Source organism: Kitasatospora sp. P5_F3 (assembly GCF_054049135.1).
In genome coordinates this window covers 138,405-159,208 of the sequence record NZ_JBFUMY010000032.1, presented here as the reverse complement: position 1 = coordinate 159,208, position 20,804 = coordinate 138,405, and the positions used below count along the sequence as shown (strand labels likewise).

Here is a 20,804-nt window from a genome sequence, read left to right as displayed (position 1 = left end):
GCCGCGACGCAGGCCGACTGGACCGCTGCCGCCGGTGCCGCGGCCCAGCCCGTGCCGGTGACCGACGCCGCCGGGCTGACCGCTGTCGCCCAGGCCGTCGAGGAGCTCGGCCAGGCAGTCCGGACGCTCTCCGCCCTGCTTCCCGGCCAGTCCCTGGACACCCTGCCGCTGACCGAACTCGCCGACCTGGTCGACCGCCTGGCCGCCGACGAGGGCACCCTCTACCGCCTCCCCACGCTCCGGGCGCTGCACACCGCTCTGACGGACGGTGGGCTCGGCGAGCTGCTGGCCGAGCTGGCGGAGCGTCAGGCCGACCGGGACGCCGCACTCGCGGCGTACGACCGGCTGAACGGCACCGCCACCGAGGAGGCGGCCATCCAGGCGCTGGCGGCAGGTCCGCGCGAGCCGGAGGCGGCGACTGTTGTCGAGCCCGAGCCCGTAGTTGAGCCCGAGCCTTTCGTTGAGCCTGAGCCCGTCGTCGAGCCCGAGGCCGTCGTTGAGCCTGAGCCCGTCGTCGAGCCCGAGCCTGTCGTTGAGCCTGAGGCCGAGGTCGAGCCTGAGGTTGAGCCCGAGGCTGTCGTCGAGCCTGAGCCTGAGGCCGTTGAGGTCGAGGCCGTTGTCGAGGCGGAGCCCGAGCCCGAGGTTCTGGAGACCGAGCCTGTCGTTGAGGCGGAGCCTGAGGCTGTTGTCGAGCCTGAGGTTGAGGTTGTGGCCGAGGTGACCCCCGAGCCCGAGGTCGAGCCGGTTGTCGAGCCCGAGGTCGCGGTGGTGGCCGAAATCGCCGTCGCCGAGCCCGAGTTGGTCGAGGTGGAGCCCGAGCCCGAGGTCCAGGAGCCGGTCGCCGAGGAGCCCAAGCAGGCCCGCCGCCCGAAGAAGCCGGCCATCACCGCCGGCCGTGCCGTGACCGCGTACGAGCCCGCCGAGCTGACCGCCCTGGTCCGCTGGATCGACAGCGACGGCACCGACCGCCCCGGACCGATCGGTCCGGGGCGCCTCGGCGTTCGGTGAGGTCAGCGGCCCGCGCGCCCGGCCCAGACCGGGCTCTCGAAGTAGTGGTTGTCGAAGTGCTGCCCGGACTCCCGGATCTCCTGCACGCTCGCCTCGCCCTTGTTCACCCGGTCGAGCAGGCGGTAGTAGTCGAAGCGGTCCATCCCGGGGGTGAAGACCACCAGCACGTCGGCGGTCGAGTCGGCGGCCGGGGCGAAGGCGTGCGGGGTGCCGGGTGGCACCGCGAGGAAGTCGCCGCGGCCGAGGGTCTCGATCCGGTCGCCGATCAGGACGTCCAACTGCCCCTCCAGGCCGAAGAAGAACTCGGTGGCCCGGGTGTGGAAGTGCGGGGGAGCGCCGATCGCGCCCTTCTCGAACGTCGCCCGGTTGCTGGTGACCTTGCCGCCGGTCTGCGCGGAGTCCGCCAGCAGGGTGATCAGGCTGCCCGGTGCGTCCGCCAGAACCTCGGCATCGGCGGCGCGGACCAGGACGACATCGTGAGCGTTGGACATGGTGCGTTCCCCTCGAACTGCTGCGCTTGTCTTGACATCTCCTAACCTACCGAGCCGACGGCCCATCAGTTCGGTGCATTTGAGCATCACTTCCTTGGGCCAATTGAGCACCGGCCGGAGCCCGTACACTTCCGCCATGGACGCCTCCCCCGAGCAGCTCGAACGTATCCGCAGCCTGGCCGCCGGGAGCTACCTGCTGGTGACCACGTACAAGAAGGACGGCACCCCCGTCCCCACCCCGGTCTGGGTGGTGCGCGACGGCAACGCCCTCGGCGTCTGGACGGTCACCGACTCCTGGAAGGTCAAGCGCATCCGCAACCGCGCTGACGTCCTGGTCGGCCCCTGCGACGCGCGCGGCAAGTCCACCGGCGACTCCGTCCCCGCCACCGCCGAACTCCTCACCCCCGAACAGACCGCCGCCTACCGGACGTTGCTGCGCCGCAAGTACGGCCTGCTCGGCGTGGTCACCGTGCTCGGCAGCAAGCTCCGCCGCGGCGACCACGGCACCATCGGCATCCGCATCACCTTGAAGGACTGAGACCGACCGGCCGTCGAAGTGTTCGACCAGGGGTCTCCCCGGCATGGGGTCGCGTTCACGTGCTGCCCCTAGCTTGGCGACGCCCGGGTGAACCGGGTCCGCGCATGGCGTGAAGGCCGCGCGCGTCAAGACGCTTCGAGGAGACATCGCTCCATGCGACGCAGCCTTTGGCAGACCTCCGCAGTACTGGTCGCGGTCGGCGCCCTGGTGGGCGGCACCGCCGCCACCGCCAGCTCCGAGACGTACGAGAGCCGGGATCAGGACCGGGACCAGGCCAAGATCCACAACGTGATCTACCTGCTCGGTGACGGCATGGGGCGTACCCACGTCACCGCCGGCCGGGAGCGCTACTACGGTGCGGCCGGGAAGCTGGCCATGGAGCGGATGCCGTACACCGGTGCCGTGTCCACCTACGCCGTGGAGAAGGGCGGTCAGCAGCCCGCGCTGGTCACCGACTCGGCCAGCTCGGCGACCGCCTGGTCCTCCGGTGTGAAGACGTACAACGCCGCGCTCGGGGTCGACAGCACCGAGAAGCGCGTCGTGACCCTGATGGAGCAGGCCCACGCGGCCGGCTTCGCCACGGGCAACGTCTCGACCGCCGAGATCACCGACGCCACCCCGGCCGGGCAGTTCAGCCACGCGCTGCTGCGCGGCTGCCAGGGCCCGGTCTACTCGGACGCCGCCTGCCTGCCGAAGAACGCCGACGGCAGCTACGAGGCCAAGCCCTCCGACGGCACGCTGATCACGCCGATCGCCGAGCAGATCGCGCGCAACGGCACGGCGGACGTGATCCTCGGTGGCGGCCTGGCCCGCTTCGAGCCGGACGACCAGAAGGCGCTGCAGGCGCAGGGCTACCAGGTGCTGGGCAGTTTCGGCGACCCGGCGCTGCCCGCGCAGACCGCCGCCAGCCAGCAGGTCGCCACCAAGGCCGACCTGGACGCTGCCAAGGGCAAGAAGGTCATCGGCCTGTTCAACCGGGGCAACCTGACGGTCGAGCGGGCGAAGACCGCGCTGCCCGCCGGTGCGCCGCAGAAGCTGGAGCCGACCCTCGCGGAGCTCACCAGCAAGTCGATCTCGCTGCTGAACGGCCGTCGGGACTCGAAGGGCTTCGTGCTCCAGGTCGAGGGCGCGCAGATCGACAAGCGCTCGCACGCCAACGACGCCGACCAGACGCTCGGTGAGATCAAGGCCTTCGACGACGCGGTGGCCGCTGCGGTCGACTTCGCCAAGAAGGACGGCCACACCCTGGTCATCGTCACCGCCGACCACGAGTGCGCCGGCTTCAACATCATCGAGAAGGGCAGCTTCACCAACGCCGAGGCTGCCGCCCCGCCGGCCAACAGCGACGCGGGCAACACCGCGAACAACAGCTCCCCGGCCCGCTCGGCCGGCGCCAACGTCAAGGACCCGGCCCGCTCCGGCGGCATCGTCAACGGGGCCGGTTCGCAGGACCCGAAGAACTTCGCCCCGGCCACCTTCCGCACCCCGGACGACGCGGCCGGCGTGGTCGACGGCAGCGCCCAGGCCAGCCTGTGGCTGACCTACCTGTCCGGCAACCACACCGGTGCCGACGTGCCGATCTTCGCGTACGGCCCCGGCGGCCAGGCGTTCGCGGCCAGCCAGGACAACACCGAGCTCTACACCAAGATGTACCGCGCGCTGTTCCGCAAGGCGCCCCACCAGCACTGACCCGCTGGGTAGTTGTCGTACGTACCGGGGCCGGGAGGATCTCCTCCCGGCCCCGCACCCGCCTCAGGAGTTGGCCATGATCCCCGTCACCCGCGGCGCTGCTGCCGCTGCGCTCGCCGCCCTGGCCCTGACCCTCGCGGTCGGCTGCTCGGGACCGTCGGAGGACGCTCCGGTGCAGACACCCTCGGTCTCCGCTGTCGCCCTGCCCGCCCCGCGCGAGGCGCCCGCCCCGGCCGCCGTTCTCGGCAGCCCGGCCGCCGCCGGTGAAGTCCGGCTGGAGGACGGCCCGTTCACCGACCGGATCAAGTTCACCGGCCTGCGCCTGGACCCGAAGAGCACCGCCGTGACCGGCCACCTCGCCATCACCTCGGACGTCAGCGACCTGCTCGTGCTGGAGGTCCGGGCTGCCTTCTACGACGCGAACGGCCGGCTGCTGGGCTCCGGCAGCTTCCAGTACCAGGAGGAGGAGACCGCAGGAGTCAGCCACGGCGACCGCCGGGCCGAGGGTGAGGGCATCGACTTCACCGTACCCGCCACCGGCCTCACCGGGACCCCGGCCGGTGCGGTGCTCACGGTGCCGGTCCTGGTCAACGAGTAGCCGACCCCGGATCGTAGGCTTCCCCGCATGCGAGATTTTGTGGCGGGGATCGGCTACCTGTTCAAGGGTCAGAAGTGGGTGGCGCGGCACGGGCGCTGGTGGGGCTTCGGGATGATCCCGGCGCTGATCGCCCTGGCCGGGTACGTGGCGGCGCTGGCCGCCCTGGTGGTCTGGTCGGGGGACGTGGTCGACTGGGCCACCCCGTTCGCCGACGACTGGGCTTCACCCTGGCAGGGCCTGGTCCGGGGCGCGGTGCTGGTGGCCCTGGTCGGAGCGGCGGTGGGGCTCTCGGCGGTGACCTTCACGGCGGTGACGTTGCTGATCGGGCAGCCGTTCTACGAGTCGCTCTGCGAGCAGGTGGACGAGACCGAGGGCGGCGCCCCGGCGAAGCCGGAACTGACGCTCTGGCAGGAGCTGGTGATCTCGGCCCGGGACAGCCTGTACGTGCTGGTCCGGGTGCTGGCGTTCGGGATCGTGCTCTTCCTCTGCGGGTTCATTCCGGTGGTCGGCCAGACCGTGGTGCCGGTGGTCGCGCTCGCCGTCTCCGGCTACTTCATGGCGGCCGAGCTGACCGCCGTCGGCCTCCAGCGGCGCGGTGTCCCGCAGCGGGAGCGGCTGCGGCTGCTGCGCGGGCGGCTCGGGCTGGCGCTCGGTTTCGGGATGCCGCTGATGCTGCTGATGCTGGTGCCGTTCGTCACCGTGCTGGCGATGCCCGGTGCGGTCGCGGGCGCCACCCTGCTGGCACGCGACCTGGCGCCGGTGGAGGAGCAGCCGGAGGACGACGAAGAAGAATCGGAATTGCCGTACCAGTAAGTAAATATGAGATACCGGTGGGAATTTGACATTCCGTCCGAACCTGCACGATAACTGCCGACATGAGTGCAACGGCGGATATCGGTTCGCGGCGGACGGACCTGGGAATTCCCACCGGCATCGACCTGGCGGACCCGGAGTTCTGGCGGCTCCCGCTGCCGGAGAGAGCCGCCGCCTTCGCCCGACTGCGTACCCTCGGCGGCCCGGTGTACTTCACCGACCTGCGCACCGGCAAGGGCTTCCACGCGCTGGTCCGGCACGCCGACGTGGTCGCCGCCAGCCGGACGCCCGAGGTGTTCATCAGCGGCCCCGGCGTCACCACGCCCGAACCGGCGCGCTGGGTACGGACGTTGTTCGGCGACTCGATGGTCAACCTGGACGACCCCCGGCACGCCGACCTGCGTCGGATCGTCTCCCGGGCCTTCACCCCGCGTCTGATCGCCAAGGTCGAGGACGACATCCGGGCGGTGGCCCGGGAGTTGGTGGACGAGGTGATCGCCCGCCGCCCCACCGACTTCGTCGGCGCGGTCGCCGCCGAACTGCCCTACCGGGTGATCTGCAACATGATGGGCATCCCCGAGCCGCAGCGGAACCGGATCCTGGCCCAGATCAACCACGCCTCGGAGAACACCGGCGTCGCCCGCAGCCGGATCCGCATCCCCGGCAAGGGCCTGCGGGCGCTGGCCCGGATGCAGGGCTCGATCGCCGCCCTCGGCCGGGAGCGCCGGCGCCGCCCGACCGACGACCTGATCTCCGCGCTGGTCACCGCCGACGTGGACGGCCGCCGGCTCAACTCCCGTGAGCTGGGCGCGTTCTTCTCCCTGCTGCTGGTGGCCGGGGTGGAGACCACCCGCAACGCGCTCGCCCACGGCCTGCACCTGCTCACCGAACACCCGGACCAGCGCGAGCTGTTGCTCACCGACCTGGACACCCACCTCGGCGGCGCGGTCGAGGAGATGGTCCGGCACTCGACCCCGATCATCCAGTTCCGCCGCACCGTCGCCGCCGACCACGAGCTGAACGGCACCCACCTCGCGAAGGGCGAGAAGGTGGTGCTGTTCTTCGGCTCCGCCAACCGGGACGAGGCGGTCTTCACCGACCCGGACGCCTTCGACATCACCCGCACGCCCAATCCGCACCTCGGCTTCGGCGGCGGCGGCCCGCACTTCTGCCTCGGCGCCTACCTGGCCCGCCAGGAGATGAAGGTGCTGTTCCGTGAACTCCTCACCCGCCTCCCCGACATCCACTCGATCGGCGAGCCCGAGCTGATCCACTCCAACTTCGACAACCGGGTCAGGGCCCTGCGCTTCGGATATCAGGTTCCGTCCAGCTGATCAGTTCGATTACGGTGCCCGGCATGACGACTTCACCCCGCCTCGTACCGGTCACCGCCGACAACCTGGACGCCGTACTCGGTGTGCAGGTGCACCTCGACCAGGAGTTCGCGGTCAGCCCGGTGGTCAAGTCGCTCGCCGAGGCGTACGTGCACCCGGGGGTGGCCTGGCCGCGCGCGATCGTCGACGGCGAGCGGGTGGTCGGCTTCGTGATGGCCTTCCTCGACATCGACTGGCTCGGGGACGGCCGGGGCACCGACATCCGCTCCGGCCTGTGGCGGCTCAACATCGCCGCCGGCGAACAGGGCCACGGCTACGGGAAGTTCGCGGTGCACGCGGTGGCCGAGGAGATCCGCCGCCGGGGCGGCACCCGGCTGACCGTCACCTGGCACCCGGGCGAGCACGGCCCCGAGGGCTTCTACCTCGGGCTCGGCTTCCGCCCCACCGGCGAGCAGAGCGGCGGCGAGACGGTGGCCGCGCTGGAGCTGTAGCCGAGCGGCAAGCGGCGGCGCGTACGGTTTCGCGGTGCCGCTTGTCCGTTCCGGCGGGGACCGGCCGCCGGGGAGTGGCCCTAGCGTTCCGGGGCATGAACGAGTGGCTGATTCACGACTACCGCGAGGACGACCTGGCCGCGGTGGTGCACCTGATCGACACCACGGCCGAGCTCGGCCAGGAGTCGGTGTACTCGCTGGCCGAGTGCATCACGGCGCTGACCTCCCGTCAGCCCGCCGTGGTGGCGGTCAGCCGGGGCGTGCCGATCGGGGCGGCGCTGGCGCACCTGGCGGGGGACCGGGCCTGGGTGATGCGGATCGCGATCGCCCCGGCCTGGCGCGGCCGTGGTCTGGCCAGCGGGCTGCTGCGGGAGCTGGAGCGGCGGCTGCTGGAGCGGCGGGTGCGCCGGATCGCGTACGTGCTGCCGGAGGAGGAGCAGCTCGGCGAAGGCCTGCGCAACGCCGGGTACACCCGGCGGCCGGCCGTCGCGTACTTCGAGAAGGCCGAGCCGACCGGGCCCGGCGGCAATGCGCTGGAGGAGCTGGGCGGCCGGCTGCTGCCCGGTGACCTGTGGGGCAAGGTGGCCGGGATGGCGGCCGAGAAGGACCTGATCGAGCGTCGGGTGGTGCAGCCGCTGGCCGAGCCGGAGCGGGCGGCCCGGCACGGGGTGCGGCCGCCCCGGGCGATCGCGCTGTTCGGTCCGCCCGGCACCGGCAAGACCACCTTCGCCCGGGCGGTGGCCTCCCGGCTGGGCTGGCCGTTCGTCGAACTGCTGCCGTCCCGGCTGGCCGACGAGGGCAATCTCGCGGCGGCGCTGCGGACGGCCTTCGGGCGGATCGCCGAGCTGGAGCGGGTGCTGGTCTTCATCGACGAGGTGGAGGAGATCGCGCCGGTCCGGGGCGAGGGGGTGCAGTCGGGGCTGCACGGGGTGACCAACGAACTGCTCAAGCTGATCCCCGGCTTCCGGGAGGGCGAGGAGCGGCTGCTGGTCTGCGCGACCAACTCGATCCGCTCGCTCGACCCGGCCTTCCTGCGGCACGGCCGGTTCGACTACCTGATCCCGATCGGCACGCCCGACCCGGTGGCCCGCGAGGCGATCTGGGCCCGGTACGCCGAGGGCCGGGCCGGGGTCGAGCTGGATCTGCTGGTGGAGCAGAGCGAGCTGTTCACCCCGGCCGACATCGAGCACGCCGCCCGGAGCGCGGCCCAGGCCGCCTTCGAACGCGACCTGGCGGGCGACGGTCCGGCGGGCGCCACCACCGGGGACTACCTGACGGCGATCGACCAGTGCCGCCCGACCGTCACACCCGCGATGATCGAGGACTTCACCGCCGACATCACTTCGCACGCCCGGACGTGACGCCCGGGTGGGTGCCGACCGCGTCCCGGATCTGCTCGCCCAGGCCGCCGTCGCGGCGGGCGCAGTTGGCGCAGCAGAAGAACTTGCCGGAGACCTCGACGCCGTGGCCGACGATCCGGACCTCGCAGTACTCGCAGCGCGGCGCCAGCTTCTCCATCGCGCACTCGAAGCTGTCGAAGGTGTAGGTGTCGCCGGTGACCGTCTTGATCTCGAAGGACAGCCAGTAGTCGTTGCCGCAGGCCGCGCAGACCGCCATGGGGAAGCTCCGTCTCTCAGCGGGGGGTGCCCGGCCGGGCTCGGCCGTGCTGTCTCCAATCTCCGGGTGGCGGCCGGGCCCGGCAATCGGCGTGCGGCCGAACGGATACCGCCGAACGGATACTGGAGGGAGTGGGCTCGGAGGTGGTCGAAATGATCGTCCGGATCTGGGAGGCGCAGGTGGCGCCCCGACGGGTGGACGAGTTCTGCGCAAAGCTGTGCGACGAGGTGCTGCCCGCGCTGCAGGAGACCGACGGATTCGAGGGCGCCGAACTGCTCAGGTCGGCGACCGAGCTGGACCACCGGGTGCTGCTGCTGACCCGCTGGCGGGACGAGACGGCGGTGCGGGCGTACGCCGGGCCGATGTGGCGGATCAGGCCGGTCTGGGCGGAGGGCGAGCTCGGCTACCTGGAGCACCCGCCGACCGTCTCGCACTTCGTGCCGACCCTGCTTTAGACCGACCGGTCTCAGCGGGACCGGACGATGCCCGTCGGCAGCCCCTGATCGGCCTTCACCTGCTTCATCGTCAGGTGCGAGTTCACCTGGGCGATCCCGGGCAGCCCGGAGAGCACGTCGGTGATGAACCGCTCGTACGCCGCGATGTCCGCCACCGCGATCCGCAGCAGATAGTCCGGGTCGCCGAACAGGCGGTGCGCCTCGACCACCTCGGGCAGCTCGGCGACCTGGCGCTCGAAGGCGGCCACCGTCGCCTTGTCCTCGTGCCGCATCACGATGGTCACGAAGGGCTGGAAGCCCCGGTCCAGCGCCGCCCCGTCGAGCAGGGCGCGGTAGCCGCGGATCACCCCGTCCTGCTCCAGCTGCCGGACCCGGCGCAGGCACGGGGACGGGGTCAGGTCCACCCGGGCGGCGAGCTCGGCGTTGGTCAGGCGGCCGTCCTGCTGGAGCTCGTGCAGGATTCTGCGGTCGATTCGGTCCATGGCGCAACATTGTGCCATTCCACCGCCATGGCGAGCACGAAGTTGCCATCGGCTGCCGGGGCGTTCCGCCTACCTTCGGAGATCGACAGCCCGATCCCACCGAGGAGCCCCACCGCACCATGGCACCGCACACCCTGCTGCTCTTCCTCGGCGTGGATCTGCTGCTCGTCCTCACCCCCGGGCCCGACTGGCTCTACATCGCCGCACGCGGCCTCGGCCAGGGCCGCCGGGCCGGCCTGCTCGCGGTGGCCGGGGTCTGCGCCGGGTACGCGGTGCACACCGCGCTCTCCTCCGCCGGTCTCGCCGCCGCGCTCCGGGCGGTGCCCGCCGTACTGCCCGCGCTGCGCTGGGCCGGCGCGGCGTACCTCGCGGTGCTGGCCGTCACCATGCTGATCGGCCTGCGCCGGACGGGGGGTCAGCTGTCGCCCGCACCCGCGCAGTCCACCGGCACCGTGCTGCGGCAGAGCATGCTGACCGCGCTGCTCAACCCGAAGGGGCTGCTGCTCTACCTGTCGCTGGTGCCGCAGTTCGTCGAGCCGGACAGCGGGATGCCGATCGGCGGGCAGGTGCTCGCGCTCGGCAGCCTGAACGTGCTCTGCTGTGCGGCCGTGTACGGCGCGGTCGCCGTGACGGCGGCCCGGTTCGGCGGTTCGCTGGCGGGTACGCCGACCGCCGCCCGGCGGCTGACGGCGGTCTCGGCGGTGCTGCTCCTGCTGGTGGCCGGGGCGACCGCGACGGCCTGACGGTAAGAGCCCCGCGCCCGGGTTCAGACCCCGATCGGGAGTTCCTTGGCCCGGTGGCGGACCTGCAGGGCGGTGGCGATCTCGATGAGGCCCATCACCAGCAGGCCGCAGCCGGCCAGGATGGTCAGCGCGGTGACCGAGTGGGCCGGCCAGACCATCAGCAGGACCCCGGCCAGGGTGCTGACCGCACCGCCGAAGAACTGCCAGCCCCGGGCGGGCATCGCCGGGTCGGAGGCGGCCGCCGCGATCTGGAGGATGCCCCGGAACAGCCAGCCGATGCCGATCCAGATCGCCAGCAGCAGCACCGACTGCGCGGCGCTGCGGAAGCAGAGCAGCCCCAGCAACACGCAGATCGCGCCGCTGATGAAGGCCAGCACCCGCATCGCGGTCGAGGCGTGGGTGCCGAACGAGGCGACCAGCTGGACGATGCCGATGATCAGCAGATAGAGACCGAACAGCACGCCGACCACCCACAGGGTCTGCTCCGGCCAGACGAGGACGATCACGCCGAGGATCAGCGAGGCGATGCCCGCCCCGAGCAGCACCTGCCAGGCGGCGTGCGCGAGCCGCTGGATCGGACCCTCCATCACCTGGCCCTCCAGCGGCGGCGGGACGTTGGGGTCGTGTGGGTTGGTCATGGTGGGTCTCCTGACGGGCCGTGGTGTTGATCATTCCCACTCTCCCGGTCCGGCGGCGGCCCCGCCGGGTGGGAGCGGCCGTTCGGGGGATACGAACTGATGGCCCCTCAGTCGCCCCACCGACACCCGTTGGACACCCCGCTCGATATGATCGAGGTCGGAGGACTGCGGAGCAGCATGGTCGGGGGGCCGGTGAGTCACTACGTCGTGTGCGGCGGCAACGCGCTCGCCCATCGGTTGATCCGGGAGCTGATCGAGCAGTACGAGGTCCCGGTGGTCGCCCTGGTGCCGGATCTGACCCAGGGTCACGGGCCGCAGATCAGCCAGATACCCGGCCTGTCCGCCGTGCACGAGTACCCCACCGTCTCGGCCGAGGCGCTCCGGGCCTGCGGGGTGGAGACGGCGGGCGGCATCGCGCTGGTGGACGGCACCGACGAGGGGAACATCCACGCCGCGCTGGCCGCCGCGAACCGCAACCCCGGGATCCGGATCGTGCTGCGGATGTTCAACCACCGCCTCGGCGAGCACCTGGAGCGGCTGCTGCCGAACTGCGCGGCGCTCTCCGGCTCGGCCACCGCCGCACCCGCCTTCGCCAACGGCGCGCTGGACCGGCCCAACTCGGTCCGGGTCGGCAGCCGGTACCTCTACGTCGCGTACGACGGTGAGATCCAGGACAACCAGCTCTGCGTGGTCGCCGACCGGATCGACCCACAGGACCTGGGCCGGATGCGGCTGCTGCCGCAGACCGCGGGGCGGGCGGCCGAGTTCATCGCGCTGGCCCGCCGGTTCGGGGACGAGGGGGAGATCGGGCCGAGGTCGCTGGAGGAGCACGAGCAGCGCGGCGGGATAGCCGCCCTGCAGGCGCTCACCGAGGAGCCGCCACTGCGGATCCCCTGGTGGAGCAGGATGCGCTGGTGGCTGCTGGACACCCTGCGGTTCTTCACCAGCGCCCGGTTACGGCTGCTGCTCACCATCGCGATGGTGGCGGTGCTGCTCAGCGGCGCGGTGATCTGGTACTCCACCGGGCACCTGGGCTGGGCGCTCTACTACACCCTGCTGGACATGGCGGGCGCGGCCAGCCCGGACCAGCCAGGGCAGACCATGCCCGGCGGCGGCTGGCAGCGGATCGCCCAGGTGGTGATCACCTTCTGCGGCATCACCTTCGTGCCGGTGGCCACCGCGATCGCGGTGGAGGCGCTGGCCAGCGGGCGGCGCGGCCTGCCCCGGGCACCCGGCGCGGGCACCCGGGACCACGTGGTGGTGGTCGGGCTGAACCACCTCGGCACCCGGGTGGCGGGCATGGTGCGGGAGTCCGGGGTGCCGGTGGTCTGCATCGAGCGCGACCCGCAGGCCAGGGGCGTGGCGGCGATGCGGGCGCTGGGCGTACCGGTGCTGGTCGGTGACGGCCCGTTGGCCGGGCAGCTGCTCCGGGCCAGGGCCCAGTACGCCCGCGCGGTGGTCTCGGTGACCCGGGACGACGCGGCCAACCTGGAGGTGGCGCTGGAGGCCAGGGTGCTGCAGCCCGAGGTCCGGATGATCCTGCGGCTGTTCGACGACGACTTCGCGCACCAGGTGTACGCGACGCTCGGCAACGTCGTCTCGCGCTCGATGTCGTACCTCTCCGCACCGGGCTTCGCCTCCGCCCTGATGGGCCGTGAGGTGCTCGGGACGCTCTCGGTGTACCGCCGGGTGCTGCTGGTCGCCGAGCTGACGGCGGAGCCGGGCTCCGGCCTGGTCGGGCGCAGCGTGCACGACCTGGAGGAGCCCGGCGGCGTCCGGGTGGTGGCCGTCCGGCTGGCCAGGCTCCCCGACGAGTACCAGTGGAACTACCCCGACCGGGCCCGGCCGCTGAGCGAGGGCGACCACATCCTGGTGGCCGCCACCCGCAGCGGCCTGGCCCGGCTGAACACCGACCAGGCGGCGGGCTGACGCAGGCGGGCCCGCAGGCCCTATGCTGCTGAGCTCGCGAGGCTACTGGCCGGTAGGACAGGGGAGTTCGGATGACGGGCGAGCGGGTGCACGCGTTCGGGGACGACGCGTTGGGCGAGCACGACGCGGTGGCGCTGGCGGCGGCGGTGCGGGCGGGTGAGGTCAGTGCCCGGGAGCTGGCGAGCGCCGCCGTCGAGCGGGCCCGCCTGGTGGACGGGCGGCTGGCGCCGGTGGCGTTCGAGGCGTACGGCAGCCCCCGGGCGGGGCGGGACGGCGCAGCTGCCGCGCTGGCCGGGGTGCCCACCTTCCTGAAGGACAACGTCGACCTGCGCGGCATGCCGACCGGGCAGGGCAGCGCGGCCTTCCGGGCCCGCCCCGCCCGCCGGACGGCGGGTTTCGCGGACCAGCTGCTCGGCACCGGGCTGACCGTGCTGGGCAAGACCCGGCTGCCCGAGTTCGGCCTGAACGCCTCCACCGAGTACGCCGCCGCCGAGCCGGTGCGCAACCCCTGGCGGACCTCGCACTCGCCGGGCGCCTCTTCCGGCGGCGCCGCCGCGCTGGTGGCCGCCGGGGTGGTGCCGATCGCGCACGCCAACGACGGCGGCGGCTCGATCCGGATCCCGGCGGCCTGCTGCGGACTGGTCGGCCTGAAGCCGACCCGGGGCCGGCTGGTGGCCAACGAGCAGAGCCGCCGGCTGCCGATCGACCTGATCACCGACGGCGTGCTGACCCGGACGGTCCGGGACACCGCCGCCTTCTTCGCGGCGGCCGAACAGCAGTACCGCAACCCGGCGTTGCCGCCGCTGGGCCTGGTGGCAGGCCCCGGCGGCCGGCCGCTGCGGATCGGACTGGTACTGGACTCGCCGCTCGCGGTCACCGACCAGCAGACCCGGCGCGCGGTGGAGCAGACGGCGGCCCGGCTGGAGGGTCTCGGGCACCGGGTCGAGCCGACCGTGCTGCCGTTCGGCGAGCAGTTCGCCCATGACTTCACCCTGTACTGGGGCTACCTCGCGTTCCTGATCGCCGCCACCGGCAAGCTGGTGCTCGACCGGGGCTTCCAGGCCCGCAGGCTGGACGGCCTCACGCTGGGCCTGCGGCGCAACTACCGGCGCGAGTTCCTGCGGACCCCGGGCGTGCTGCGCCGGCTGCGGCAGGCGGAGCGGACGTACGCCGGAATGTTCGAGGCGTACGACGCGATCCTCTGCCCGGTGCTCGGCCATGTCGCGCCGCCGATCGGCCACTTGAGCCCGAACGTGCCGTTCGAGGAGCTGATCGAACGGCTGCGCCGATACGTCGCCTTCACGCCGGTGAACAACGTGACCGGTGCGCCCGCCATCTCGCGGCTGACGTGACGTCAGCCGGGCCGGACAGGCTAGCGGTTTTCGAAGGACGGCTTGCGCTTCTCGGCGAAGGCGGCCATGCCCTCCTTCTGGTCGGCGGTGGCGAAGACGGCGTGGAACAGGCGGCGTTCGAACCGGACGCCCTCGGCGAGGGTGGTCTCGAAGGCCCGGTTGACGCTCTCCTTCATCATCACGGCCGCCGGGGCGGACATCGCCGCCACCGTCTCGGCGGTGGCCATCGCCTCGGTGAGGAGGTCGGCGGCGGGGACGATCCGGGAGACCAGGCCGGCCCGCTCGGCCTCCTCGGCGCCCATCATCCGCCCGGTCAGGCAGAGGTCCATCGCCTTGGCCTTGCCGACCGCCCGGGTCAGCCGCTGCGAGCCGCCGATGCCGGGGATCACCCCGAGCTTGATCTCCGGCTGGCCGAACTTCGCGGTGTCGGCGGCGATCAGGATGTCGCAGAGCATCGCCAACTCGCAGCCGCCGCCCAGCGCGAAGCCCGCGACCGCGGCGACCACCGGCTTGCGCAGCCGGCCCAGCTCGTCCCAGGGGCCGAGCCAGTCGTCCAGGTAGACCTGGGGGAAGGCGTTGCCCTGCATCTCCTTGATGTCGGCCCCGGCCGCGAACGCCTTCTCCGAGCCGGTGATCACCAGCGCACCGATCGAAGGATCGCGGTCGAAGGCGGTCGCCGCCGCCACCACCTCGCGCATCAGCTGGTTGTTCAGCGCGTTCAGCGCCTCCGGCCGGTTGAGCGTGATCAGCCCGACCCGGCCCTTCTGCTCCACCAGGATCGTCTGGTACTCGGTCATCGCCGTTGACTCCCTCGGTACTTGAGTTCCGTGACGAGGGACACCATCTCCGACCGACCCACCCGGGCGCCAGTCTCGCGATCCGAGACGATGATCACGTGTCGGCGCGCAGCAGAGTGGCCAGCGGGCGGGCCTGGACCTGGGGGGCGGGCCGGGAGACGTACAGCTCGGCGTGGAACCAGCCCTCGCTCTCCAGGCCGGCCGGGTCGAGGCCCGCGTCGAGCACCGCGCTCAGGGCGCCGGCCCGCTCCTCGAGGCCGGTGAAGCGGCGCTGCCGGAAGGTCCGGGCGAGCCGCTCGGTGACCAGTCCGTACTCGGCCAGCACCTCGGCGATCGGCCCGTACGGGACGGCGCGCAGCACGAAGGCGGCCACCCAGGGCGGGGTGTCGACGCAGGCCAGCAGGCGGTCGAAGCTCTGGGCCGAGACGTAGCCGACGCCGCCGGTGACGGTGACCAGTCCGGCGTCGGCGACGGTGGCCCGCAGAGCGGGGGAGGGGGCGGCGCGCTCCAGGTTCTCGGCGAACGCGGCGGCCAGCAGCCCGGCCCGGCGGGCGTACTCGACCGGTCCGCTCGCCACGTCCACGCCGACCACCGGGACCGCCTCCGGGCGGCGCCGGGCGGCGTAGAACTGCCGGTCGCGGAGCGAGAGTTCAGGGGTGGAGAGACCGTCCAGGGCCCGGTCGGTGTACCGGTGGTACAGCTCCGCCAGGGTCAACTGGTGGTTGAGCAGCGCCGCGTTGATCCCGTACGAGCAGCACAGGTCCACCACCGTGCGCGGCTCCCGGGCGGCGGTGAGCAGCCGGAACACCCGCTGGGCGTGGTGCGGCGTGACGTACTCGTACGGGCCCAGGGCGCGGAAGTACCCGCGCGGGTCGGGCTGCTCGTAGGCCTCGGCGAAGCTGGCCTTGCCCGGGACGGAGTGGCCGCTGGTCATGGTGCGCACTCCTCCGTGCGAAGTCGGTGCCGACACCTCCCAGTCAAACCCTCCGGGGCGCGCCGGGCAACGGCTGGTCGGGCGGGTCGGTCAGGCGGCCGGCCAGTTGCGCAGCAGGGCGTCGAGGGCGTCCAGGATCCTGGTCCAGCTGGTCTGCGAGTCGCGGGCGGTGTGGCCGAAGGCACCGGCCTGCTCCAGGGTGACGTAGCCGTGGAAGGTGCTGCCCAGCAGGCGGATCGCGTCGGTCTGGTCCGGCTCGGCCAGGTCGTAGCCGCGCAGGATGGCCCGGGTCATCGCCGAGTGCTTGCCGGCCGCGCTGGCCAGCGCGGTCTCGGCGTCGAGTTCGAGCTGGGCGGCGGCGTACCGGCCGGGGTGCTCCCGGGCGTAGTCGCGGTAGGCGTCGGCGAACGCGGCGAGCGCGTCCTTGCCGGACCGGCCGGCCAGTGCGGCGGCGACCCGGTCGGCGAGTTCGGCGAGGGCGAGCAGGGCGATCCGGGTCTTCAGGTCCTGGGAGTTCCTGACGTGCGAGTACAGGCTGGCGTCCTTGACCCCGAACCGGCGGGCGAGCGCCGAGACGGTCACCTTGTCGAAGCCGACCTCGTCCGCGAGCTCGGCTCCGGCCCGGGTCAGACGTTCCTTGGTCAGCCCGACTCTTGCCATGGTCACCGATCCATTTAGCTTGGTTGGTTAATTATTTGCCTAATACTCCTAGGTATCTTAGCGTCTCTCCCATGAAGCCGTTGACTGAGCAAGAGATCAGGGCCTCCTTCGTGAACTGCACCAAGGGCGAGGCCAAGCGCCTGAACGTGCCGCGCGGGCTGCCCGAGCTGCCCTGGGAGGACCTCGACTTCCTGGGCTGGCGTGACCCGCAGGCACCCGAACGGGCCTATGCGGTAGCCGAGTTGGACGGCCGGCTGACCGGAGTCGCGCTGCGCCTGTCGACCGGCGGAGTCGGGCAGGCCCGCCGGAGCATGTGCTCGCTGTGCCTGACCACGCACAGCGGGGGCGTCTCGCTGATGGTGGCCCCGCTGGCCGGCAAGGCCGGGCAGCAGGGCAACTCGGTGGGTGCCTACATGTGCACCGACCTGGCCTGCTCGCTGTACGTCCGCGGCAAGCGGGAGACCGGCCCAGGCGCGCGACTGCACGAGTCGCTCACGCTGGAGGAGAAGTCCGAACGGACCCTGGCGAACCTCGCGGCGTTCGTCGCGAAGGTGACGGCCTGACCACCGGTCAGCGGGACAGGCCGAGCTCCCGTTCGCCCAGGTCGGTGAAGAACGTTGCCACCTGGCGGTCCGTCACCTCGGCCAGGGTGGCGGGGGACCAGTGCGGGTTGCGGTCCTTGTCGACCACCTGCGCGCGGATGCCCTCGACCAGGTCGGGGGCGTCCAGCGCGGCGCAGGAGATCCGGAACTCCTGGTCCAGGGTGTCGGCCAGCGTGCGGTGCGTCCGGGCCCGGCGCAGCGCGGCCAGGGTGACCTTGAGCGAGGTCGGTGACTTGGCCCTGATCTGCTCGGCGGCCTCCTTGGCCGTAGTGAGCCCGGCCGCGTCCAGCCGGGCCAGGATCTCCTCCACCGTGTCGGCCGCGTAGCAGGTGTCGATCCACTCCCGCTGCTCCTCGAGCGCGGCCTCCGGCGCCTCGGCGGCGTACCGCGCCAGCGCCTCGGCCGGGGCCGACCCGGTCAGCGCGGCGGTGAAGTCGGCCAGCGCGGCCGTCGGGACGAAGTGGTCGGCGAAACCGCAGAGCAGCGCGTCGCCCGGGCCCATCGCCGCGGCGGTCAGACCCAGATGGGTCCCGAGCTCGCCCGGGGCGTGCGCCAGCAGCCGGCTGCCGCCGACGTCCGGCATCAGGCCGATCCGGGTCTCCGGCATCGCCACCGTGGAGCGTTCGGTGACCACCCGGACGCCGCCGTGCGCCGAGAGGCCGACCCCGCCGCCCATGGTGATCCCGTCCATCACCGCGACGTACGGCTTCGGGTAACGGGAGATCAGGTGGTTCAGCCGGTACTCGTCCCGGAAGAACTGCCGGGCGCCCGCACCGCCCAGCTTGGCGTCGTCGTGCAGCGCCCGGATGTCCGCCCCGGCGCAGAGCCCACGCTCCCCGGCGCCGGTCAGCAGCACGGCCGCCACGCTGTCGTCGGTCGTCCAGACGGTCAGCTGCGCCTCGATCGCCAGCAGCATCCCGTGGGTGAGCGCGTTGAGCGCCCGGGGCCGGTCCAGCGTGATCCGGCCGAGCCGGCCGACCTGCTCCAGCACCACATCCGTCGTCATCGGGGCCCCACTTCGTCCGCTTGCCGTCTGCCGGGAGAACCCCGCCACCGTACCCGTGCCGGACCTGTGGAAGTCCGTACGGACTCCTCGGCCGGCGGGTAGCGTCAAGGTTCGTCGTGCGCAGGGGGAGGGGTCTTGACTATGCCAGAACGGTCTGTTCCGCCACGCATGGCGGCCGCGGAGAGTATCGCTGCGAAGGCGGCTTTCAAGAACAGCTGCATTCCTGAAGTGGGCAGGTTGCTCAGGCTGGCTGCTGCTTCGAAACCCTCCGGAACCATTGCGGAGAGCGGCACCGGATCGGGAGTCGGAACCGCGTGGCTGCACGCCGGCCTCGGCGCCGATGCGCGTCTGGTCACGGTGGAACGTGATGAGGCCCTGGCCCGAAGCGCGGCCGAAGTCTTCGCGGATGACCAGCGGGTGAGCGTGCTCGCCGGGGACTGGCGACTGCTCGAGCAGTACGCCCCCTTCGACGTCTTCTTCTGCGACGGCGGAGGCAAGCGTGACGACCCCCAACGGGTCGTCGAACTGCTCGCCCCCGGTGGCCTGCTCATTCTCGACGACTTCACGCCCTCGCCCCACTGGCCGCCTCGCTTCGGCGGTGAGGTGGACGAGCTCCGGCTCTTCTACCTCACCCATCCCGCCCTGCATGCTGTCGAGGTGCTCACGACTCCCGCCAGCTCGGCGATCGTCGCCACGATGGCGGGCTGAGGGGGACAGAGCGGCCGTGGCGACCTGGGCCAGGCAGCACCCGTCAGGGGATCCGCACAGCGAGTTGGCTCCTGGTCAGCGCAGTAGGATGAGGCCGCTGATCACCATGGGGGGGTGTGCGCGTTGGTCTTCTCACTGCTCAACGACGAACCGGTGCACGGTGCCGGGGACGAGGACGTGCTCGGGACGGCGCGGGCGGCCCGGGACCTGGCGAGGCTGATCCAGCTCTCGCGGGCGGCGACGCCGTTCACCATCGCGATCGACGCGGACTGGGGGATGGGCAAGAGCAGTCTGATGCACCAGATCGAGGCGGAGCTCAGCGCGGACCGCAGCGTCGAGTGCGTCTGGTTCAACGCCTGGACGGCGGACGGCACCGACGCCCTGGAGGGGGTCATCAAGTCGGTGCTCCAGCGGTTCGACCGCAGCCTGCTGCGCCGGGTCTGGTACCGGACCGGCCGCCGGGGCCCGCTGCTGGCGGGGCTGCGGCTCGGGGTCACCCTGCTGGCGGGGGTGTTCCGCGTGGACCGGATGGTCGACGAGCTCTGGGAGCGGATGGCCGCCGACGCGGCGGCCCGGAACCAGATCCGTGAACTGATCTCGAAGTCGGCCACCGAGTGGGCTGCGGCGCCCGGCAGTTGGGACCAGCGGCGGCTGCTGGCGGTCTTCGTGGACGACCTCGACCGCTGCTCGGACGAGACCATCCTGGCGGTCTGCGAAGCGATCAAGGTCTACCTGGACGTGCCGGGCCTGGCCTTCGTGCTGGGCTGCGACCAGAGTCGGATCGCGGACGTGGCGGAGGCCTCGGGGCAGGCCCTCAGTGCGGACTACCTGCAGAAGATCGTCCAGGTCAACTACCGTATCCCGCCGATGGATCCGGCCCAGGCGGCCCGGCTGGTCCGGAGCTACGCCGAGCGGTCCGGGACGGCCGGGCTGCTGACACCGCCGCTGGAGGCGCTGCTGGCGGAGCGGATGGGCCGCAACCCCCGGCGGATCAAGCGGTTGATCAACAGTTTCGTGATGGAGTACCACCTCAACGTCGGGTGGCAGGAGTTCGGCGCGGAGGGACTGCTCAGGTCGGTGCTGCTCCAGCACCTGTACCCGGACTTCCACCGGGCGCTGGTCCAGCCCGGCGGTCCGGACCGGGTGACCGAGTTCGTCACCTACTACGAGGTGCGCGGGCTGGTCCGGCGGGGTGGCGGCGGTCTCGACCAGGAGCAGACGGCCCGGCTGGCGGTGCTGGCGGAGCGGCTGGACCTGCGGCTGCCGGAGGAGTGGCCGGCCACTCTGGAGCAGCTGGAACGCGCGCTGCCGCCGGAGTACCCGCTGCTGGCCGCCGACCGGGGGTTCGTCCGGCTGGTCCTGGACCTGGCCCAACTGCCGGACGCCGACGCCCTGCTGGGCTGGTTGCGGCGGACCGTAGCGCTGCGCCCGTCGATCAGCCAGGGCGGCCCGCCGCCGCTGCCGGTGGGGGCCTCGCCGCTGACCCTGAGCGGGGCTCCGCCGCTGAACCTCAGCGGGGCGCGGGTGCTCTGGGTGGACGACGTGCCGAGCAACAACGCCGAGCTGGCGGGGCAGCTGCGGAGATCCGGGGCGGAGGTCCGGCAGGTCGAGAGCACGCCCGAGGCGCTGGCCGGCCTGGGGTGGCAGCCGCACGTGGTGATCACCGACATGCGGCGGGGGAGCGAGAAGCGGGCCGGGATCGACGGCATCAGGGCCGTCCGGGCGCGGGGATTCACCGGGCCGGTGATCCTCTACTCGGAGACCCGGAACGTGATGCTGCTGGCCGAGGCCGAGCAGGTCGGGGCGACGTCCGTCCGCTCGCCGACCGCGATGGTGGACCTGATCGAGGAGGCGCTGGCCCGCTGACGCGGGACCGCCGCCCCGCTCGGACGGGAGCGGGGCGGCGGTTGACGGTGCGT

At 72.2% G+C, this 20,804-nt stretch carries 23 protein-coding genes; 15 read left to right on the top strand and 8 right to left on the bottom strand.

The annotated features are described in order from the left end of the window. Positions 1 to 1,008 (top strand): hypothetical protein (locus ACXJMZ_RS20955; RefSeq protein WP_457031585.1); only part of this gene is annotated, 1,008 nt, incomplete at its 5' end. Between the two features lie 2 nt (positions 1,009 to 1,010). On the opposite strand, the gene ACXJMZ_RS20950 is transcribed toward ACXJMZ_RS20955, so the two are convergent. Then, on the bottom strand, positions 1,011 to 1,499 hold the full coding sequence (locus ACXJMZ_RS20950; RefSeq protein ID WP_457031584.1) for a cupin domain-containing protein: 489 nt from the start codon (positions 1,497 to 1,499) through the stop codon (positions 1,011 to 1,013). A gap of 136 nt (positions 1,500 to 1,635) precedes the next feature. Here ACXJMZ_RS20950 and ACXJMZ_RS20945 point away from each other — a divergent pair, with 136 nt between their 5' ends. From ACXJMZ_RS20945 to ACXJMZ_RS20915, 7 genes are all read left to right on the top strand, one after another. Continuing rightward, on the top strand, positions 1,636 to 2,037 hold the full coding sequence (locus ACXJMZ_RS20945; protein ID WP_457031583.1) for a PPOX class F420-dependent oxidoreductase: 402 nt from the start codon (positions 1,636 to 1,638) through the stop codon (positions 2,035 to 2,037). A 153-nt stretch (positions 2,038 to 2,190) separates the two neighbouring features. Then, positions 2,191 to 3,726 (top strand): alkaline phosphatase, encoded by a 1,536-nt coding sequence (locus tag ACXJMZ_RS20940; RefSeq protein ID WP_457031582.1) that lies wholly within the window; start codon positions 2,191 to 2,193, stop codon positions 3,724 to 3,726. A gap of 76 nt (positions 3,727 to 3,802) precedes the next feature. Continuing rightward, the gene (locus tag ACXJMZ_RS20935) at positions 3,803 to 4,324 is read left to right on the top strand and encodes a hypothetical protein (protein WP_457031581.1); all 522 of its coding nucleotides are present in this window, start codon (positions 3,803 to 3,805) and stop codon (positions 4,322 to 4,324) included. A 27-nt stretch (positions 4,325 to 4,351) separates the two neighbouring features. Beyond that, positions 4,352 to 5,137, top strand: coding sequence for an EI24 domain-containing protein (locus ACXJMZ_RS20930; protein ID WP_457031580.1), 786 nt, complete (start codon positions 4,352 to 4,354; stop codon positions 5,135 to 5,137). 62 nt (positions 5,138 to 5,199) lie between these two features. After that, entirely contained in the window at positions 5,200 to 6,471 is a 1,272-nt protein-coding gene (locus ACXJMZ_RS20925; RefSeq protein WP_457031579.1) for a cytochrome P450, read from the top strand. Positions 6,472 to 6,494: 23 nt separating this feature from the next. After that, positions 6,495 to 6,962, top strand: coding sequence for a GNAT family N-acetyltransferase (locus ACXJMZ_RS20920; protein ID WP_457031578.1), 468 nt, complete (start codon positions 6,495 to 6,497; stop codon positions 6,960 to 6,962). A 95-nt stretch (positions 6,963 to 7,057) separates the two neighbouring features. Continuing rightward, positions 7,058 to 8,323 carry an ATP-binding protein gene (locus ACXJMZ_RS20915; RefSeq protein WP_457031577.1) on the top strand — a complete coding sequence of 422 codons (1,266 nt, stop codon included), beginning with the start codon at positions 7,058 to 7,060 and terminating at the stop codon, positions 8,321 to 8,323. Here ACXJMZ_RS20915 and ACXJMZ_RS20910 read toward each other — a convergent pair. Beyond that, positions 8,301 to 8,579 (bottom strand): Prokaryotic metallothionein, encoded by a 279-nt coding sequence (locus ACXJMZ_RS20910; protein ID WP_457031576.1) that lies wholly within the window; start codon positions 8,577 to 8,579, stop codon positions 8,301 to 8,303. The genes ACXJMZ_RS20915 and ACXJMZ_RS20910 overlap by 23 nt on opposite strands. 152 nt (positions 8,580 to 8,731) lie before the next feature. On the opposite strand from ACXJMZ_RS20910, the gene ACXJMZ_RS20905 reads away from it, so the two are divergent. Continuing rightward, positions 8,732 to 9,034 carry an antibiotic biosynthesis monooxygenase family protein gene (locus ACXJMZ_RS20905; RefSeq protein WP_457031575.1) on the top strand — a complete coding sequence of 101 codons (303 nt, stop codon included), beginning with the start codon at positions 8,732 to 8,734 and terminating at the stop codon, positions 9,032 to 9,034. An 11-nt stretch (positions 9,035 to 9,045) separates the two neighbouring features. On the opposite strand, the gene ACXJMZ_RS20900 is transcribed toward ACXJMZ_RS20905, so the two are convergent. Then, entirely contained in the window at positions 9,046 to 9,516 is a 471-nt protein-coding gene (locus tag ACXJMZ_RS20900; RefSeq protein WP_057239419.1) for an Lrp/AsnC family transcriptional regulator, read from the bottom strand. Between the two features lie 119 nt (positions 9,517 to 9,635). Between ACXJMZ_RS20900 and ACXJMZ_RS20895 the strand changes: the two genes are divergently transcribed. Further along, entirely contained in the window at positions 9,636 to 10,259 is a 624-nt protein-coding gene (locus ACXJMZ_RS20895; RefSeq protein WP_457031574.1) for a LysE family translocator, read from the top strand. Between the two features lie 23 nt (positions 10,260 to 10,282). Here the strand turns inward: ACXJMZ_RS20895 and ACXJMZ_RS20890 are convergent, their stop codons facing one another. Continuing rightward, positions 10,283 to 10,897: an HdeD family acid-resistance protein gene (locus tag ACXJMZ_RS20890; protein WP_457031573.1), complete on the bottom strand. Its 615-nt coding sequence runs from the start codon at positions 10,895 to 10,897 to the stop codon at positions 10,283 to 10,285. Between the two features lie 192 nt (positions 10,898 to 11,089). Here ACXJMZ_RS20890 and ACXJMZ_RS20885 point away from each other — a divergent pair, with 192 nt between their 5' ends. Continuing rightward, on the top strand, positions 11,090 to 12,826 hold the full coding sequence (locus ACXJMZ_RS20885) for an NAD-binding protein (RefSeq protein WP_457031572.1): 1,737 nt from the start codon (positions 11,090 to 11,092) through the stop codon (positions 12,824 to 12,826). A 71-nt stretch (positions 12,827 to 12,897) separates the two neighbouring features. Then, a complete protein-coding gene (locus ACXJMZ_RS20880) occupies positions 12,898 to 14,178 on the top strand; it encodes an amidase (RefSeq protein WP_457031571.1) in 1,281 nt (426 codons plus the stop codon). Positions 14,179 to 14,198: 20 nt separating this feature from the next. On the opposite strand, the gene ACXJMZ_RS20875 is transcribed toward ACXJMZ_RS20880, so the two are convergent. The 3 genes from ACXJMZ_RS20875 to ACXJMZ_RS20865 form a co-directional block, all read right to left on the bottom strand. Further along, a complete protein-coding gene (locus tag ACXJMZ_RS20875) occupies positions 14,199 to 14,975 on the bottom strand; it encodes an enoyl-CoA hydratase (protein ID WP_057239427.1) in 777 nt (258 codons plus the stop codon). A gap of 94 nt (positions 14,976 to 15,069) precedes the next feature. Continuing rightward, positions 15,070 to 15,909 carry a hypothetical protein gene (locus ACXJMZ_RS20870; protein WP_457031570.1) on the bottom strand — a complete coding sequence of 280 codons (840 nt, stop codon included), beginning with the start codon at positions 15,907 to 15,909 and terminating at the stop codon, positions 15,070 to 15,072. A gap of 90 nt (positions 15,910 to 15,999) precedes the next feature. Then, positions 16,000 to 16,569, bottom strand: a complete 570-nt coding sequence (locus ACXJMZ_RS20865; RefSeq protein WP_457031569.1) for a TetR/AcrR family transcriptional regulator — start codon at positions 16,567 to 16,569, stop codon at positions 16,000 to 16,002. Between the two features lie 71 nt (positions 16,570 to 16,640). Here ACXJMZ_RS20865 and ACXJMZ_RS20860 point away from each other — a divergent pair, with 71 nt between their 5' ends. Continuing rightward, a complete protein-coding gene (locus tag ACXJMZ_RS20860; protein ID WP_457031568.1) occupies positions 16,641 to 17,132 on the top strand; it encodes an FBP domain-containing protein in 492 nt (163 codons plus the stop codon). A gap of 7 nt (positions 17,133 to 17,139) precedes the next feature. Here ACXJMZ_RS20860 and ACXJMZ_RS20855 read toward each other — a convergent pair whose 3' ends face one another. Next, the gene (locus ACXJMZ_RS20855; RefSeq protein WP_457031567.1) at positions 17,140 to 18,177 is read right to left on the bottom strand and encodes an enoyl-CoA hydratase/isomerase family protein; all 1,038 of its coding nucleotides are present in this window, start codon (positions 18,175 to 18,177) and stop codon (positions 17,140 to 17,142) included. A 168-nt stretch (positions 18,178 to 18,345) separates the two neighbouring features. Between ACXJMZ_RS20855 and ACXJMZ_RS20850 the strand changes: the two genes are divergently transcribed. Beyond that, positions 18,346 to 18,885 carry an O-methyltransferase gene (locus ACXJMZ_RS20850; RefSeq protein ID WP_457031566.1) on the top strand — a complete coding sequence of 180 codons (540 nt, stop codon included), beginning with the start codon at positions 18,346 to 18,348 and terminating at the stop codon, positions 18,883 to 18,885. A 114-nt stretch (positions 18,886 to 18,999) separates the two neighbouring features. Continuing rightward, positions 19,000 to 20,751 (top strand): P-loop NTPase fold protein, encoded by a 1,752-nt coding sequence (locus ACXJMZ_RS20845; RefSeq protein ID WP_457031565.1) that lies wholly within the window; start codon positions 19,000 to 19,002, stop codon positions 20,749 to 20,751. The last annotated feature ends 53 nt before the right edge of the window (positions 20,752 to 20,804 follow it).